At 75.3% G+C, this 15,481-nt stretch carries 12 protein-coding genes; 9 read left to right on the top strand and 3 right to left on the bottom strand.

Annotation, left to right across the window (positions count from 1 at the left end; genetic code table 11):
• Positions 1-69: 69 nt before the first annotated feature.
• Positions 70-3,051, top strand: a complete 2,982-nt coding sequence (locus ACFPL3_RS36440; protein WP_379590456.1) for a helix-turn-helix transcriptional regulator — start codon at positions 70-72, stop codon at positions 3,049-3,051.
• Positions 3,052-3,057: 6 nt separating this feature from the next.
• Here ACFPL3_RS36440 and ACFPL3_RS36435 read toward each other — a convergent pair whose 3' ends face one another.
• Entirely contained in the window at positions 3,058-3,618 is a 561-nt protein-coding gene (locus ACFPL3_RS36435) for an RNA polymerase sigma factor (RefSeq protein ID WP_343946389.1), read from the bottom strand.
• Positions 3,619-3,831: 213 nt separating this feature from the next.
• Between ACFPL3_RS36435 and ACFPL3_RS36430 the strand changes: the two genes are divergently transcribed.
• Positions 3,832-4,512 (top strand): DUF5995 family protein, encoded by a 681-nt coding sequence (locus ACFPL3_RS36430; protein WP_343946387.1) that lies wholly within the window; start codon positions 3,832-3,834, stop codon positions 4,510-4,512.
• Between the two features lie 66 nt (positions 4,513-4,578).
• Here the strand turns inward: ACFPL3_RS36430 and ACFPL3_RS36425 are convergent, their stop codons facing one another.
• Together ACFPL3_RS36425 and ACFPL3_RS36420 are read right to left on the bottom strand one after the other, a co-directional pair.
• Complete coding sequence (locus ACFPL3_RS36425) at positions 4,579-6,303, bottom strand: ABC transporter ATP-binding protein (protein WP_343946386.1); 1,725 nt, start codon at positions 6,301-6,303, stop codon at positions 4,579-4,581.
• The gene (locus ACFPL3_RS36420) at positions 6,300-7,934 is read right to left on the bottom strand and encodes an ABC transporter transmembrane domain-containing protein (protein ID WP_379590453.1); all 1,635 of its coding nucleotides are present in this window, start codon (positions 7,932-7,934) and stop codon (positions 6,300-6,302) included. Before ACFPL3_RS36420 ends, ACFPL3_RS36425 begins: the two co-directional genes overlap by 4 nt.
• A gap of 82 nt (positions 7,935-8,016) precedes the next feature.
• Here ACFPL3_RS36420 and truB point away from each other — a divergent pair, with 82 nt between their 5' ends.
• The 7 genes from truB (at position 8,017) to ACFPL3_RS36385 (ending at position 15,358) form a co-directional block, all read left to right on the top strand.
• Positions 8,017-8,892, top strand: coding sequence for a tRNA pseudouridine(55) synthase TruB (gene truB, locus ACFPL3_RS36415; RefSeq protein WP_343942813.1), 876 nt, complete (start codon positions 8,017-8,019; stop codon positions 8,890-8,892).
• A 149-nt stretch (positions 8,893-9,041) separates the two neighbouring features.
• Positions 9,042-9,968: a bifunctional riboflavin kinase/FAD synthetase gene (locus tag ACFPL3_RS36410; RefSeq protein ID WP_343942812.1), complete on the top strand. Its 927-nt coding sequence runs from the start codon at positions 9,042-9,044 to the stop codon at positions 9,966-9,968.
• 60 nt (positions 9,969-10,028) lie between these two features.
• Positions 10,029-10,559 (top strand): helix-turn-helix domain-containing protein, encoded by a 531-nt coding sequence (locus ACFPL3_RS36405; protein ID WP_343942811.1) that lies wholly within the window; start codon positions 10,029-10,031, stop codon positions 10,557-10,559.
• Positions 10,560-10,688: 129 nt separating this feature from the next.
• Entirely contained in the window at positions 10,689-10,958 is a 270-nt protein-coding gene (rpsO, locus tag ACFPL3_RS36400) for a 30S ribosomal protein S15 (RefSeq protein WP_343942810.1), read from the top strand.
• A 209-nt stretch (positions 10,959-11,167) separates the two neighbouring features.
• Positions 11,168-13,423 (top strand): polyribonucleotide nucleotidyltransferase, encoded by a 2,256-nt coding sequence (locus ACFPL3_RS36395; protein ID WP_343942809.1) that lies wholly within the window; start codon positions 11,168-11,170, stop codon positions 13,421-13,423.
• A gap of 72 nt (positions 13,424-13,495) precedes the next feature.
• Complete coding sequence (locus ACFPL3_RS36390; protein WP_343942808.1) at positions 13,496-14,842, top strand: M16 family metallopeptidase; 1,347 nt, start codon at positions 13,496-13,498, stop codon at positions 14,840-14,842.
• 36 nt (positions 14,843-14,878) lie between these two features.
• Positions 14,879-15,358 carry a DUF456 domain-containing protein gene (locus ACFPL3_RS36385; protein WP_343942807.1) on the top strand — a complete coding sequence of 160 codons (480 nt, stop codon included), beginning with the start codon at positions 14,879-14,881 and terminating at the stop codon, positions 15,356-15,358.
• Positions 15,359-15,481 lie beyond the last annotated feature (123 nt).

The following is a 15,481-nucleotide window of genomic DNA, read 5'->3' as shown; positions in this document are numbered from 1 at the left end:
CGGGCGGTGGTGCCGGGAAGGGGGTACGGCCTGGTCGTCGGGTCACCGGGGCCAGTACCGTCGGGGGACGTGACCGAGCGATGGCCCCTGCGCCCCTTGGTCGGCAGGGAGGACGTCCTCGGCGAGCTCGAGGCCACGCTGGAGTCTGCCCGGCAGGGCCGGATGGCCACGGTGTTCCTCAGTGGCGACCCCGGGGTGGGCAAGACGCGCCTCGTGCAGGAGCTCGTCGGTCGTGCGGAGCGCAGCGGTGCCCTCGTGCTGGCCGGCGCCGCCACGGACATCGCCGAGAGCCCCCCGTTCTGGCCGGTGGCCTCCGCCCTGCGCACGCTGCTGCGCTCGCCACGTGGGCGTGAGGTGCGGGCCGTGCTCGAGCCGTGGTCGGATCAGCTGGACGACCTGCTCGTGCTGCGCTCGGCGGTGGCGGAGCCGCTCGCGCGGGTGCAGACCCTGGAGCTGCTGCACCGGGTGGTGCTGCGGCTGGCGCTCGAGTCGCTGCTGGTGCTCGTCGTCGAAGACGTGCAGTGGGCTGACCGCTCCACCCTCGACCTCATCGCCTACCTGGTGGCCAACCTCCCCGACGAGCAGCTCCTGCTCGTGGGCACGCGCCGCACGGAGCCGGGCGCCTCCGGCCGGGACTCGGCCGCGCGCACCGTGATCCGGGAGCTCGCCCGCCACCGCCAGGTGCGCAGCCTGGAGGTGCCGCCGCTGCGCCGGGAGGCCGTGGCCGAGCTGGTGACCACCGCAGAGCCGGACCGCCCCGACCTCGTCGAGCTGGTGTGGATGCGGTCGGCGGGCAACGCGTTCATCGCGGAGGAGACGCTGCGGGCCGCGGCCGACGGCGACCCCACCGGCCTGCCCACCACGTTGCGCGAGCTCGTGCTCTCGCGGCTCGAACGCCTCTCGGCGCCCGCCCTGCGCACGGTGCGGGCGGTGGCGCTCGCCGACGGCCCGCTGCCGCACCGCCTGCTCGACGCCGTGCTGGGGGGCGGGCCGTGGCTGCTCGACGCCCTGCGCGAGAGCGTGGACGCCGGGGTGGTCGTGGTCGACGAGGCGGCCGACGGCTACCGGTTGCGGCACGGCCTGATGACCGACGTGGTGGTGGGGGAGCTGCTGCCCGGCGAACGGGTGGACCTGCACGCGCGCTACGCCGCGGCGCTGGGCTCGACGTGGGCCCGCGAGCTGCCCGGCGTGGACGCGCGGCTGGCCCACCACTGGCACGGTGCGGGCGACCGCGACCGGGCCGCCGTCGCGGCTGTGGCCGCCGCCGAGGCCGCCGCCACCGTGCGCGGTTACGCGGAGGCGCACCGGCACTGGCTGCGCGCCGCCCGGCTCGCGGGCGAGATGGCCGCGCCGCCGCTGCCGCGCGCCGACTGCCTGGAGCGCGCCGCCGAGGCTGCACACCTGGCGGGCGACGCCGACCAGGCCGTGGCGCTGCTGGCCGAACGGCTGGACCTGCTCGAACCGGCCGACGGACCGGAGGCGCCCGACGTCGAGGCCGCGGCGCTGCACGCCCGCACCGGCCAGTACCTGGTGGCCGCGGGGCGCGGCGCGGAGGCCGCCGAGGCGTTCGGCCGGGCCACGGCGGCGCTCCCGGCCGAGGGCGCCGAGCGGGAGCGGGCGGAGGTGCTCGGCGGCCACGCGTCGGCGCTGTGGACGGCCGGTGACTACGCCGCGGCCCGCGAGACCGCGGAGCGCGCGCTCACGCTCGCCCGCCGGGCCGGCCTCGCCGTGCTCGAGGCCCGGGCACTGGCCACCCTCGGCTTCGGCCTCGCCTACCTGCAGGACCCGGAGGCGGGCGAGGCGGCGTTGCGGGAGTCGATCGCGGTGGCCGAGCGGGCGGGCGAGCCGCTGGAGATCGCGCGCGCCCACCGCAGCCTCGCCGAGCTGCTGTGCGGTCCGCTCAACGAGCTCGACCGGGGGATCGCGATCGCGCGGGCGGGCGCCGAGCGCGCGCGGGAGCTCGGGCTGGCGCGCAGCGCGGGCGCCGGGATGCTCGCGGCGGCGGCCAACGGCCTGTTCCGGATCGGACGCTGGGACGAGGCCGACGACACGATCGCCGAGGCGTGGGAGCTCGCGCCCGCCGGGGCGGAGGCCCTCGAACTGCGCCTGGCCCGGGCCCGCCTGCACACCGGGCGGGGCCGCTTCGGCCCCGCCGAGGACGACCTCGAGGCCGTCGACGCGCTCTCGGCCGGCACGCTCGGCCCCCGCTACCGGCTCCCGCTGCTGACGCTCTGGGCGGGGCTCGCGATGTGGAAGGGCCGGCCCGACCGCGCGCTCGACCACGTGGCGGCCGGCCTCGACGTCGTCGAGCAGGGCTCGGACGACGTCTGGCTGGTGGCCCCGCTGGTGTGGCACGGCGCCCGCGCCCGCGCCGAGCTCACGCGGCTCGGCATGCGGCGCCCGGACGACGGCACCGACGCCCGGCTGCGCCGCCACGCCGACGACCTGGCGCGCATCGCGGCCGCCTCGGTGCCCGCGGTGCGCGACGTCGTGCTCGGGTTCGTCGAGATGTCCGCCGCCGAGGACGAGCGCGCCGCGGGCCGCTCCGACCCGGACGCCTGGGAACGCGTGGCCGAGATCTGGCGGGAGCGCCGCCAGCCCTACCCGTCGGCCTACGCGCACCTGCGCCGGGCCGAGGCGCTGCTGTCCACCCGGGCCAACTCCGCCGTCGCGGCCGAGTCGCTGCGCCGCGCCGCCCGGATGGCCCGTGAGCTCGGGGCCACCCCGTTCCTGAGCGAGATCGCCGAGCTCGCCGACCGGGCGCGGGTGCGCCTGCCCGAACCGGAGACGGTGCCGGTCACCGAACCCAACGGCCCCGCAACCGGGCCCGCCACGGGGTCCGACGACGAGCTCGCCGTCCTCACCGCCCGCGAACGTGAGGTGCTCACCGAGCTCGCCGCGGGCCGCACCAACCGGGAGATCGCCCAGCGGCTGTTCATCAGCGAGAAGACCGTGGGCGTGCACGTCACCCGCATCTACGCCAAGCTCGACGTCCACAGCCGCGTGCAGGCCAGCGCTGTGCTGATGCGCTCCCGGCTGCGCGACCGCTGATCCGGCTCAGGCCACCACGGCGCCGGTGTCGAACGAGTGGCGCACCCGGTCGATCAGCCGTGCCCGGCTCGGCCCGAGGCTGCCGATCGGGATCCCCGTGGCCCGGGCCACCTCGGCGTAGGGGCGGGGCTCCTCGGCGAAGAGCTCCATCATGATCGTGCGCCCGCGCGGCGGGAGCGCCCCGACGATCGTCCAGAGCCGCGACACGGTGTCGGCGTCCACCACCTGGTCCTCCACCCCACGCTCCGGATCCGGCACGGCGTCCAGCTCATCGGTGACGACAGCGCGGCTCTCCCGCAGGATCCGCAGGCACTCGCGCGATGCGGTGGTGGCGAGCCAGCCGCCCAGGCGCTGCGGGTCGCGCACGGCCGCCCGGTGCTCGACGAGCCGCAGCCAGGTGCGCTGCTCGGCGTCGTGGGCGTCGGCGTCCTGCAGCCGGTAGGACCGCACGACCGCGCCCACGAGCCCGCTGTAGCGCTGCACGATCTCGGTCCAGGCCCGCTCGTCCCCACCGCCAGCCGACCGCAGCAGCTCGTCGTTGCCGGGGGTGGGCGTGGGGGTGCTCATCACGAACTCCTCGCGGGACGGGTGACCTGCGGCACCAGCCTCGGGGCTTCAGGGTTTCGTGTCGTCAGGTCAACGCCTTATGTCCGGTGAGATCGACGCCCTATATCCCGCGCGCGGGTATCTGCGCGGGCACGCGAGGGCTCTACCCCGTCGCCGGCGACCACGCCGGAGGACCGGAGGCCGTCCGAGAACCGGCCTCGACGAGGAGGAGCGGTGTCGGTGGCGATCGAGTCGGGGGCGGCGGAGACGGGGGACCCGGACCGCCCGGGCGGTGCCGTCGATGCCGTGGCGAGGCTCCAGGACGGTGCCGACGCCGGCGTGCGCGGTTTCGGGGCGGGGCCGGTGGGCAGGCTGCTCACCACCGTCGCGGCCACCGACGACGGTCCCGGCGCGCCGGGACCCGACGTGGAGTTCCGGACCGCGCTGGTGGCCGAGCTGGTGCGGCGCTACCTGCGGGCCGTGCGCGCGCACGCCAGGGACATAGGCGTGCCGCGGGTGTGGCAGGTCGTGCTGAGCCGCTGGGAGGGCGGGTCGGGGGACGTCGCCCGCACGGCGCTCGCCGGGGCGCACGCGCTGGTCTGCTTCGACCTGCCCCCGGCCGTCGTCAGCGTGTGCACGCTGCTGGGCCGCAGCCCCGGCCCGGCCGAGGAGGTGGTGGTGCAAGCGATCACCAGCCGGATCGCGCGGCTCGCCAACGAGGCGGCCGCCGCGGCCGGCAGCTGCCCCGGCGACGACGCGAGCGGGCTGTCGCTGCTGCTGTCGCGCAGCGAGTGCTGGCGCCAGACCCAGCACCTGTGGACCCTGCGGGGCCGCCCCTCGGAGGCGGAGAAGGAACGCGCGGCGCTCGACTGGCGCGCCGCTCTGGTGGCCCGGGCACTGTTGGGGAGCGGCTGACCCGGGCGGGCGGGGGGTCGTGAGTGGATACGAGTGCCAGGGCACTCGTATCCACTCACGGGGGCCTCAGGCGGGGGTGCGCGGTGCGTCCCACGCGGCCCAGAGCGCGGCGTAGCTCCCGCCGGCCGCCACGAGCTCGTGGTGCGGCCCGCACTCGACGATCCGGCCCTTGTCCAGCACCACCACCCGGTCGGCGGCTGCGGCCTGCGTGAGCCGGTGGGCGATCACCACGGCGGTGCGGCCCTCGAGCGCGGCCGCCGCGGCCCGTTCGAGCGTGCGGGCCCCCACGCTGCCCGCCTCCGCCGTGGCCTCGTCGAGCACCGCGACGGCCGGGTCGGCGAGCACGAGCCGGGCCAGCGCGAGCTGCTGCGCGCGGGTGGCCGACAGCTCGTCGCCGCCGTCGCCCACGACGTCGGCGAGCCCCATCGGCGCCTCCACGGCCGCGAGGGCCGCGGCGAGCTCGTCGTCGCCGGCGTCGGGGCGGGCCATCCGCAGGTTGTCGGCCACCGTGCCGGCGAACACGTGCACCTCCTGCGTGACCAGCGCGACGTGCCGCCGCAGGTCCTCGATCTCGGCGAGGCGCACGCCGCCGATCTCCACCACGCCCGCCGTGGGCGGGTGCACGCCGGCGAGGACGGCACCCAGCGTTGTCTTGCCCGCACCGCTCGCCCCGACCACCGCCACCTTCTCCCCGGGCGCCACGTCCAGGTCCACGCCGTGCAGCACCTCCGGGCCGCCGTCGTAGGCGTGGCGGATCCCGGCCAGGCGGACGCCGGAGTGGGCGGGGGTGCACGGCCGCCGCGGCGGGGCCGGCACCGGCATGTCGGCCACGCCCACCAGCCGGGCGAGCGCCGCGCCCGCCGACTGCGCCTCGTCGAGCAGGTAGAGCATGATGCCGATCGGGTCGAACAGCCGCAGGAAGTACAGCGCGGCGGCGGTGGCCGCGCCCACCGTGACGGCGTCGGCGCGCACCAGCAAGAAGCCGGTGACGAGGATGGCGAGCACGCCCACCAGCTCGGCCCCGTTCATCGCGAGCCCGAACCGCCGCTCGGCGTGGGAGGCCCGCATCGCGGCGTCCACGGCCGCGCGCGAGTGGCCCTCGATCCGGGCCAGCTGCGCCCCGCGCCGTCGGAAGGCGCGCACCGTGGCGGCGCCCCCGACCCCCGCGAGCAGCGACTGCGTGCGCTCGCCCTCCGCGCGGCGCTCCGCGGCGTACAGGGGGCCGGACACGCGCACGTACCAGCGGGAGATCAGCACCCAGATCGGCAGCGGCACGAGGCCGGCCAGCGCGAGCCGCCAGTCGAGCACCGTGAGGCCCACGAGCGTGAGCCCGACGTCGAGCAGCGAGATCACGACCGTGGGCACGGCCCGGCGCACGCCCTCGGAGATCACGGCGATGTCGCCGCCCACGCGCTGCAGCAGGTCGCCCGTGCCGGCCCGCTCCACGTCGGCGAGCGGCACGCCCAGCGCCCTGGCCACCACGCGTTCGCGCAGCTCGGCGAGCACCTGCTCGCCGAGCCGGGCCACGAGCACCGAGCCCAGCGCCGCGAGGAGGGCCCGCGCCACGAGGGCGGCCAGGATGCCGAGCGCGAGGCCGTCGACCAGCGCCACCGGGCCGCGCGCGATCACCGCGTCCACGATCCGGCCGAGCAGCGGCGGCACCACGAGCATCGCCACCGAGGCCGCCACCAGGGTGACCGCGGTGCAGGCCAGCAGCACGCGATGGGGCCGTACGAGCTCGCCGAGCGCGGCGCGGGTGCGCGCGAGCGTGGCGATCGGGAGCACGTTCACGCCAGCACCGCCCGCCGGTAGCGGGGGTCGGTGACGAGCTCGGCGTGCGTGCCGGACGCGACCACAGCGCCGTCGTCCACCAGGAGCACCCGGTGGCAGCGGGCCAGCAGCGCGGGGCTGGAGGCCACCACCACGGTGGTGCGCCCCTCCCGCAGCGCCGACACGCCCGCGGCGACGCGGTGCTCGGTGGCGGCGTCGACCGCGGTGGTGGGGTCGTGCAGCACGAGCACCGGCGCCCGCTCGGCGAGGGCCCGCGCCAGCCCGATGCGCTGGCGCTGCCCGCCCGACAGCGTGCGCCCGCGCTCGCCCACCTCGCTGTCCAGACCCTCCGGGAGCGTCTCCACCACCTCGTCGGCGGCCGCGGCGGCCAGCGGCTCCGGGTCGCGCCCGGTGTTGTCGGCGACGGTGCCCTCGAACAGCGTGGCCTCGTGGCGCGCCACCAGCACCGCCCGGCGCGCCTCGTCGAGCCCGACGTCGCGCAGGTCGGTGCCGTCGAGGTGCACGGGCGCGTCGGTGTCGCGGCCGAGGGCGTCGAGCAGCGCGGCCGCGTCGGCGGGCCGCAGTGCGACAACTCCGACGTGCTCGCCCGCCGCGAGGTCCAGGGCGAGGCCGGTCGGCAGCTGTACGCGCAGCGCGCCCGCGGGCCGGTCGGGCAGCGTGCCCGGGCCGTCCGGCACGGCGGGCGGCGCGGCCAGCAGCGCGGCCACGCGCCGGGCCGAGCCGCGCGCGCCCGCGAGCACCGGGCCCAGCTCGGTGAGCCGTTCGAGCGGCCCGATCAGGAACTGGGCCAGCCCGACCCCGGCCACGAGCTCGCCGACGCTGATCGTGCCCTCCAGCGCGAGCCGGCCGGCCACCCAGGCCACCACCACGAGGAACAGCCCGGTGAAAACGTTGGTGGCGCCGAGGTAGCCGCCGGTGAGGTGGGCCGCGGCAAGGCGAGCGCGCAGCGCGGCGCGGCTGGCCCGCCGGTACGAGCCGGCCGCCGCCCGTTCGGCACCGATCCCCTTGACCACGCGCAACCCGGTGATCACGTCGGTGGCCACCGCGGTGGCCGCGGCCAGCGACTCCTGCTCGCGCTCGGACCGCCCCACCAGCGGGCGGGCCAGCAGCCGCGAGGAGAGCAGCACCAGCGGGACCCCGCCGAGCACCACGAGCCCGAGCAGCACCGACGCGTCGAGCAGCACCACGGCCCCGCCCGCGAGCGCAGCCAGGGCGGCGACGCCACCCCAGACCACCCGGCACACCTCACCCGCGCGGTCGGCGTCGGCGCCCGCGATGCTCACGAGCTCGCCCGGGCGGCCCGGCGCCCCGCCGCCCGGGTGCAGCACCCGCGCGGCCACGTCCAGCCGCACGCGGTGCGCCGCCATGCGCTCGGTGCGCGCGCCCCACCAGTACCCGAACCACGCGCTGCCGGCGAGCACCACGAAGACCGCGACGACCACGCCCAGCCAGCGCAGGAGCGCACCGGAGTCGCGGTGCACCACCGCGAGGTCGATCACCCACCCCACCGTGACCGGCACCGCCGCCTCGGCGAGCTGGTGCAGCGCCACCAGGAGGGATGCCAGCACCAGCTCCCGGCGGCGCGCCCCCAGCCCGCGGCGCAGGACACCCGCGGCCGTGGCTCCTTCCATGCGATGGCCCCCCTGACCTGCGGTTCGCGCCGACCGTATCCCGTGGTTCGGGCCCGGTCGCGCGGATTGCGAGAATCAGCCCGTGGACGCCCCCGTGCCCGGCCTCGTGGTCGTGGACAAGCCGGCAGGCCTCACGTCGCACGACGTCGTGGCCCGCCTGCGCCGCATCCTGCACACCCGCAAGGTCGGCCACGCAGGCACGCTCGACCCGATGGCCACCGGCGTGCTCGTGTGCGGGGTGGGCCGCGGCACCAAGCTGCTCGGCCACCTCGCGCTGGACACGAAGGCCTACACGGCCACGATCCGGCTCGGCGTCACCACCCGTACCGACGACGCCGAGGGCGAGGTGCTCGCCACCGCCGACGCGGGTGGGGTCACCGACGCGGCGATCGCGGCCGGAATGGCGGACCTCACCGGCGCGATCGAGCAGGTGCCCAGCTCGGTCTCCGCGATCAAGGTCAACGGGCAGCGCGCCTACGCGCGGGTGCGGGCGGGGGAGGAGGTCGTGCTCGCCGCGCGGCCGGTCACCGTGTCGGCCTTCACCTTGCTCGCCCGCCGCGGCCCCGACCTCGACGTCGCCGTCGAGTGCTCCTCGGGCACCTACGTGCGGGCGCTCGCCCGCGACCTCGGCGCCGCGCTGGGCGTGGGCGGGCACCTCACCGCGCTGCGGCGCACCCGCGTCGGCCCGTTCACCCTCGAGCAGGCCCGCGCCCTCGAGCAGCTGGAGGCCGACCCGTCCGCGGTGGTGCCGCTCGACGCGGCCGTCGGGCTCGCCTTCCCCCGCCGCGATCTGGACGCCGCCCAGGCTGCCGACATCTCCCACGGCCGCCCGCTCCCGCCCACCGGCGAACCGGGCACCTACGGCGTCTTCGCCCCCGACGGCCGTGCACTGGCCCTGGTGGCCGACAAGGGCTCGAACGCCCGCCCGCTGGTGGTCCTGGCCCCGGCGTCCACCTGAGGCCCGGCCCCCCGCTGCCCCGCCCCCGGAATGCCAGCAAGGTGGCTTTGCTGGCCTATTGCGCCAGTAAAGCCACCTTGCCGGCATACGACCGGCCTCGCACCGCGCCCGCTCGGAGGTCGCCCTCGGTCATTTCGTAGGCTCGTTCCGTGCAGCGCTGGCGTGGGCTGGAGGCCGTGCCCCCCGGCTGGGGGCGCAGCGTCGTCACCGTCGGGGTGTTCGACGGGGTGCACCGCGGGCACCAGCGGCTGATCGGCCGTGCGGTCGAGCGGGGGCGGGAACGCGGGCTGCCCGCCGTGCTGGTCACGTTCGACCCGCACCCGGCGGAGGTGGTGCGCCCGGGCAGCCACCCGGCTCGGCTCACCACGCTGCGGCGGCGCGCGGAGCTGGTGTCGGAGCTGGGCATCGACGCGTTCTGCGTGCTCCCGTTCACCCCGGAGCTGGCCCGCACCGCGCCGGCCGAGTTCGCCCACGAGGTGCTGGTGGAGCGGCTGCACGCCGCCGACGTGGTGGTGGGGCGCAACTTCACCTTCGGTCACCGGGCGGCGGGTGACGTCGCGCTGCTCACCCGGCTCGGGAAGCGGTTCGGGTTCGGTGTCGAGGGGCTCGAGCTGATCACCGACGACGGCATCACGTTCTCGTCCACCTACATCCGGGCCTGCATCGACGCGGGGGACGTCGAGGCCGCCACGGCCGCCCTCGGCCGGCCCCACCGGGTGGAGGGGGTGGTGGTGCACGGCGACCGGCGCGGCCGCGAGCTGGGCTTCCCCACGGCCAACCTCTCCACCGCCCCGTACACGGCGCTGCCCGCCGACGGGGTGTACGCGGGCCTGTTCGAGATCAAGGGCCGGGAGCTGCCCGCCGCGATCTCCGTGGGCACCAACCCCACGTTCTCGGGGCGGGAGCGCACGGTCGAGGCGTACGTGCTCGACGTCGACGAGGACTTCTACGGGTTCGAGGTGGCGGTCGACTTCATGCACCGGCTGCGCGGCCAGGAGCGGTTCTCCGAGGTGTCCGCGCTCGTCGAGCAGATGGACCGCGACGTGGCGCGCACGCGGGAGCTGCTCGGGCGGTAGTGCGCCCCAGTTTCACCGTTCCGCCCCGGCGAGGGCGGTCGGCCTGCGAGCATCGGGACCATGGCGGACGCGACGAGTTCCTCGCTCATCGAGAACCAGGAACGGCAGCGCGCGCTCTACGGCGCCCCCCTCGGTGAGCGGGTCCGCCGTCTCACGGGTGCGCTGGGCATCTCGCAGGCGCGGCTGGCGCGCACGCTCGGGATGAGCCCGGCGATGCTCAGCCAGCTGGTGAGCGCGCGGCGCGTGAAGATCGGGGATCCGGCGGTGCTGGCGCGGATGCTGATGCTCGACCAGCGTTGCCATTCGCTGCGCCCGCCCGCCGACCGCCAGGTGGTCGACGAGCTGCTCGCCGAGATCGCCGAGGCCCGCTGGCACTGGAACGGGCAGCGCACGAGCGGCGCTCCACGCACGGGCAGGCCCCACCCGCCTCCGCACCGGCAGGCGCGCGGGGTGCCCGACGGCACGGCGGCCGCGGTGCTGCGCGGGGTGTCCGACCCGGCCCGCCTGGCCGCCGCCGCGGCCACGCTCGGGCCGTCGTTCCCGGAGCTCGCCGAGGTACTGCGGCAGGCGGCGAGCCGTCCCGGGGTGTGAGACGTCGCGTGCATCGTGGCTGGTAACGTGGCGTACCGGGTCCGGCTGCAGTCCGTGGCGGCCGTGCACCGTCTTCCGCTCCCCACGTGGGCAGCGGGCTTCACGGCACAGCGAAGGAAGAGGAAGCACGTGGCACTCGACGCCGCAACCAAGAAGAGCGTTCTGGACGAGTACGGGGTCCACGAGGGCGACACCGGCTCGCCCGAGGCCCAGGTCGCGCTTCTCACCAAGCGCATCATCGGCCTCACCGAGCACCTGAAGCAGCACAAGCACGACCACCACTCCCGCCGCGGCCTGCTGCTGCTGGTGGGCCGTCGCCGCAGGCTGCTGAAGTACCTCGCGTCGGTCGACGTGCAGCGCTACCGGTCGCTGATCGAGCGCCTGGGCCTGCGCCGCTGACTCCCCGCCGGCCCGGACCGTGATCGGTCCGGGCCGGCACCACATTCGCACAACTCCACTCGAACAACTCCACGACGCCACGCCTCACCGCAGCCGATCCGCCGGTCCTCGGTAGTGGCTCCCGGGACACGGTCCCGGGGGCTTCGATCGAAGACCGGCCAGGCCGAGGATCCGCCGGTGCGGGCGTGGGTCCCGAGAAGAAGGACCTCATGACCGACCCTCTTGACGACGTGCACGAGACCAGTGCCGTCATCGACAACGGGAGCTTCGGCACCCGCACGATCCGGTTCGAGACCGGGCGCCTCGCGCGCCAGGCCGCCGGCTCCGTCGTCGCCTACCTCGACGACGAGACCATGCTGCTGTCCGCCACCACGGCGTCCAAGCAGCCCAAGGAGCACTTCGACTTCTTCCCGCTCACGGTGGACGTCGAGGAGCGGATGTACTCGGTCGGGCGCATCCCCGGCTCGTTCTTCCGCCGCGAGGGCCGCCCGGGCACCGACGCGATCCTCACCTGCCGCCTGATCGACCGGCCGCTGCGCCCGTCGTTCGTCGACGGTCTGCGCAACGAGATCCAGATCGTCGTCACGGTGCTGTCGCTCGACCCGCAGGACCCCTACGACGCGCTGGCCATCAACGCCGCGTCGGCGTCCACCCAGCTCGCGGGCCTGCCGTTCAGCGGCCCGATCGGCGGCGTGCGCGTCGCGCTGATCGACGGGCAGTGGGTGGCGTTCCCGCAGTACGAGGACCTGCAGCGGGCCGTGTTCGACATGGTCGTCGCCGGTCGGGTCGTCGGTGACGACGTCGCGATCATGATGGTGGAGGCCGAGGCCACCACCGAGACGATCGAGCTCGTCGCCGGTGGCGCGCAGGCGCCCACCGAACAGGTCGTCGCGGCCGGGCTGGAGGCGGCCAAGCCGTTCATCCGCAGCCTGTGCGTGGCCCAGCAGCAGCTGGCCGACGTCGCGGCGAAGCCCACGGGCAACTTCCCGACGTTCCCCGCGTACCAGCCCGACGCCTACGAGGCCGTCGAGGCGGCGGCGAGTGACGACCTCGCGGCCGCACTCACCATCGCGGGCAAGCAGGAGCGCGAGGCCAAGCTCGACGAGATCAAGATCTCGGTGCTCACCTCCCTCGGGGAGAAGTTCGAGGGCCGCGAGAAGGAGCTGGGCGCCGCGTTCCGGTCGCTCAACAAGAAGCTCGTGCGCCAGCGCATCCTGCGCGACCAGATCCGCATCGACGGTCGCGGCATCACCGACATCCGGCCGCTGTCGGCCGAGGTCGAGGTGGTCCCGCGAGCCCACGGCTCGGCGCTGTTCGAGCGGGGCGAGACCCAGATCCTGGGCGTCACCACGCTGAACATGCTGCGCATGGAGCAGCAGATCGACTCGCTGGGGCCGGAGACGCACAAGCGCTACCTGCACCACTACAACTTCCCGCCGTACTCCACCGGTGAGACCGGCCGCGTGGGCTCGCCCAAGCGCCGCGAGATCGGCCACGGCGCGCTGGCGGAGCGCGCGCTGCTGCCGGTGCTGCCCAGCCGCGACGAGTTCCCGTACGCCATCCGGCAGGTGTCGGAGGCGCTGGGCTCCAACGGCTCCACGTCGATGGGCTCGGTCTGCGCGTCCACGATGTCGCTGCTCAACGCCGGTGTGCCGCTCAAGGCGCCGGTCGCGGGCATCGCGATGGGCCTGGTGAGCGACGAGGTGGAGGGCCAGACCCGCTACGTCGCGCTCACCGACATCCTCGGTGCCGAGGACGCCTTCGGCGACATGGACTTCAAGGTCGCCGGCACGTCCGAGTTCGTCACCGCGCTGCAGCTGGACACCAAGCTCGACGGGATCCCGTCGGAGGTGCTGGCCGCCGCGCTGTCGCAGGCCAAGGACGCCCGCCTCACGATCCTCGAGGTCATCGGCGAGGCGATCGACCGGCCCGACGAGATGAGCCAGTTCGCGCCGCGCGTCACGGCCATCAAGGTCCCGGTCGACAAGATCGGCGAGGTCATCGGCCCGAAGGGCAAGATGATCAACTCGATCACCGAGAAGACCGGCGCCGACATCTCGATCGAGGATGACGGCACGATCTACGTCGGTGCCGCCGACGGCCCCTCCGCGGAGGAGGCCATCGGCATGATCAACGCGATCGCCAACCCGCAGCTGCCCAAGATCGGCGAGCGGTTCCTCGGCACGGTCGTCAAGACCGCGGCGTTCGGGGCGTTCGTCTCGCTGGTGCCGGGCAAGGACGGCCTCGTCCACATCTCCAAGCTCGGCCAGGGCAAGCGGGTCGGCAAGGTGGAGGACGTCGTCAAGGTCGGCGACAAGATCCGCGTCGAGGTCACCGACATCGACAACCGCGGCAAGATCAGCCTGATCCCGGTGAGCGAGGAGTCGGCCAACGGCGTCGCGCCCGCCGCCGAGACGAGCCCTGCCGCCGAGGACGACGAGGCTGAGGCGGTCTCTCCCAGTTGACCGAGCTTGCGAGGGCAACCATCGACACAGCGACGGTGTCGCACCGATGACGAGCGTCAGCGAGGATTCGGTGTGACAGACGTTCTCGTGACGCCGGGGGCGGGAGCAGCTGCTCCCGCCCCCGGCGGCGTCTCCCGCACCGAACTGCCCGGCGGGCTGCGCGTCGTCACCGAGTCGGTGCCGGGTGTGCGTTCGGTGTCGCTCGGGATCTGGATCGGCATCGGCTCCCGCGACGAGTCGCCGTTGCAGGCGGGTGCCGCCCACTACCTGGAGCACCTGCTGTTCAAGGGCACGCGGCGGCGTTCGGCGGTGGAGATCGCGGAGGAGTTCGACGCCGTCGGCGGCGACCTCAACGCGTTCACGGCCAAGGAGCACACCTGCTACTACGCGCACGTGCTCGACACCGACCTCCCGCTCGCCGTCCAAGTGCTCGCCGACGTCGTCACCGACGCCACGCTGGCGCCGCCGGACGTCGAGATCGAGCGCGGGGTGGTGCTCGAGGAGATCGCGATGCGCGACGACGACCCCGAGGACCTGCTCGGCGAGCTGTTCGACGAGGCGCTGTTCGGCGACCACCCGCTCGGCCGCCCGGTGATCGGGTCGGAGCACTCGATCCGGCGCATGACCCGCGAGACGCTCCACGACTTCTGGCGCGGCGAGTACACCACCCCTCGCATGGTGGTGGCCGCCGCGGGCAACCTCGTGCACGGCGAGGTGGTCGACCTGGTCTCCGACGCGCTCGCCGCCGCGGCCGCGCGCGCCGGGAACGTCGGTCCGGTGCCCCCGCGCCGTCCCGCGCCCGCGCAGCTGGCGGCCGGCCCGCGCCTGGTGGTGCGCCCCGACGACACCGAGCAGGTGCACCTGATGCTCGGCGTGCCCGGGCTGGCGCGCCACGACCCGCGCCGCACCGTGCTCACCGTGCTCAACACCGCGCTGGGCGGAGGGCCTAGTTCGCGGCTGTTCCAGCAGGTCCGCGAGCAGCGCGGCCTGGCCTACTCGGTCTACTCGGCGCTGGCGTCCTACGCCGACGCCGGCAGCTTCTCCGTCTACGCCGGGTGCGCGCCCGAGCGCCTCGACGAGGTCGCCACGGTGGTGCGGGCCGTGCTGGCCGACGTCGCCGCGGGCGGCCTCACCCCGGCCGAGCTCACCCGCGCCCAGGGCAACCTGCGCGGCGGTCTCGTGCTGGGGCTGGAGGACACCCCGTCCCGGATGAACCGGCTCGGGCGCTCGGAGCTCGACCACGGCCGCCAGCGCACGATCACCGAGAGCCTCGACCGCATCGCCGAGGTCACCTCCGGCCAGGTCGAGGAGCTGGCCGCCGAGCTTCTGGCGGCCCCGCTCACCGCCGCGGTGGTCGGCCCGTACGACGACGAGGGCGACCTCCCCGACTCCCTGCGCGCCCTCGCCGACGGCAGCTGAGGCGCCCCGCCGCTCGCGCGGTGACATGATTCGGGCGTGGAGCTCGTAACCGTCCTCGCCGCCGTGCTCGTGGCCGTCGGCATCGTGGGGATCGTGGTGCCGATCCTGCCCGGGCTCGTACTGGTGGTGGCCGGCGTGGCGGCGTGGACGCTGGCACGGGGCGACACGCTCGCCTGGATCGTGCTCGCGGTCGTCGCGGCGATCGTCGTGATCGGCTCGGTGGTGAAGTTCCTCCTGCCCGGCCGGGCCCTGCGCGACGCGGGCGTGCCCGGCCGCACGCTCCTCGCGGGCGCGGTGCTGGGCGTGATCGGGTTCTTCGTGATCCCGGTGCTGGGCCTGTTCATCGGGTTCGTGCTCGGCGTGTACCTCGCCGAGCTGGCCCGGCTCGGCGGCCACGACGCCGCATGGCCCTCCACCCGCAGGGCGCTCTCCGCCGTGGGCTGGAGCATCGTGATCGAGCTGGCCGCGGGGTTGCTCGCCGCCGCGGTCTGGGTGGGGGCGCTGGTCTTCGCCTAGGGAGTGTCTGGTGGATCATGGAAGCCAGGTGAGCAGGGCTGCGAGGTGGAGCGCTCCGAGGTAGTTGCGGGCGTGCCGGTCATAGCGGGTGGCCAGTCCTCGCCAGTGTTTGAGCTGGCAGAA

This window comes from Pseudonocardia zijingensis, assembly GCF_042657305.1.
GTDB lineage: Bacteria > Actinomycetota > Actinomycetes > Mycobacteriales > Pseudonocardiaceae > Pseudonocardia > Pseudonocardia zijingensis.
The sequence above is the reverse complement of the archived record's forward strand: the minus strand, read 5'-3'. Positions and strand labels throughout refer to the sequence as shown.

Excerpts from the sequence above, each read along its gene's own strand:
- ACFPL3_RS36395 (WP_343942809.1), top strand. The coding sequence starts at position 11,168 with ATGACCGACCCTCTTGACGACGTGCACGAGACCAGTGCCGTCATCGAC.
- ACFPL3_RS36405 (WP_343942811.1), top strand. The coding sequence starts at position 10,029 with ATGGCGGACGCGACGAGTTCCTCGCTCATCGAGAACCAGGAACGGCAG.
- ACFPL3_RS36420 (WP_379590453.1), bottom strand. The coding sequence starts at position 7,934 with ATGGAAGGAGCCACGGCCGCGGGTGTCCTGCGCCGCGGGCTGGGGGCG.
- ACFPL3_RS36435 (WP_343946389.1), bottom strand. The coding sequence starts at position 3,618 with ATGAGCACCCCCACGCCCACCCCCGGCAACGACGAGCTGCTGCGGTCG.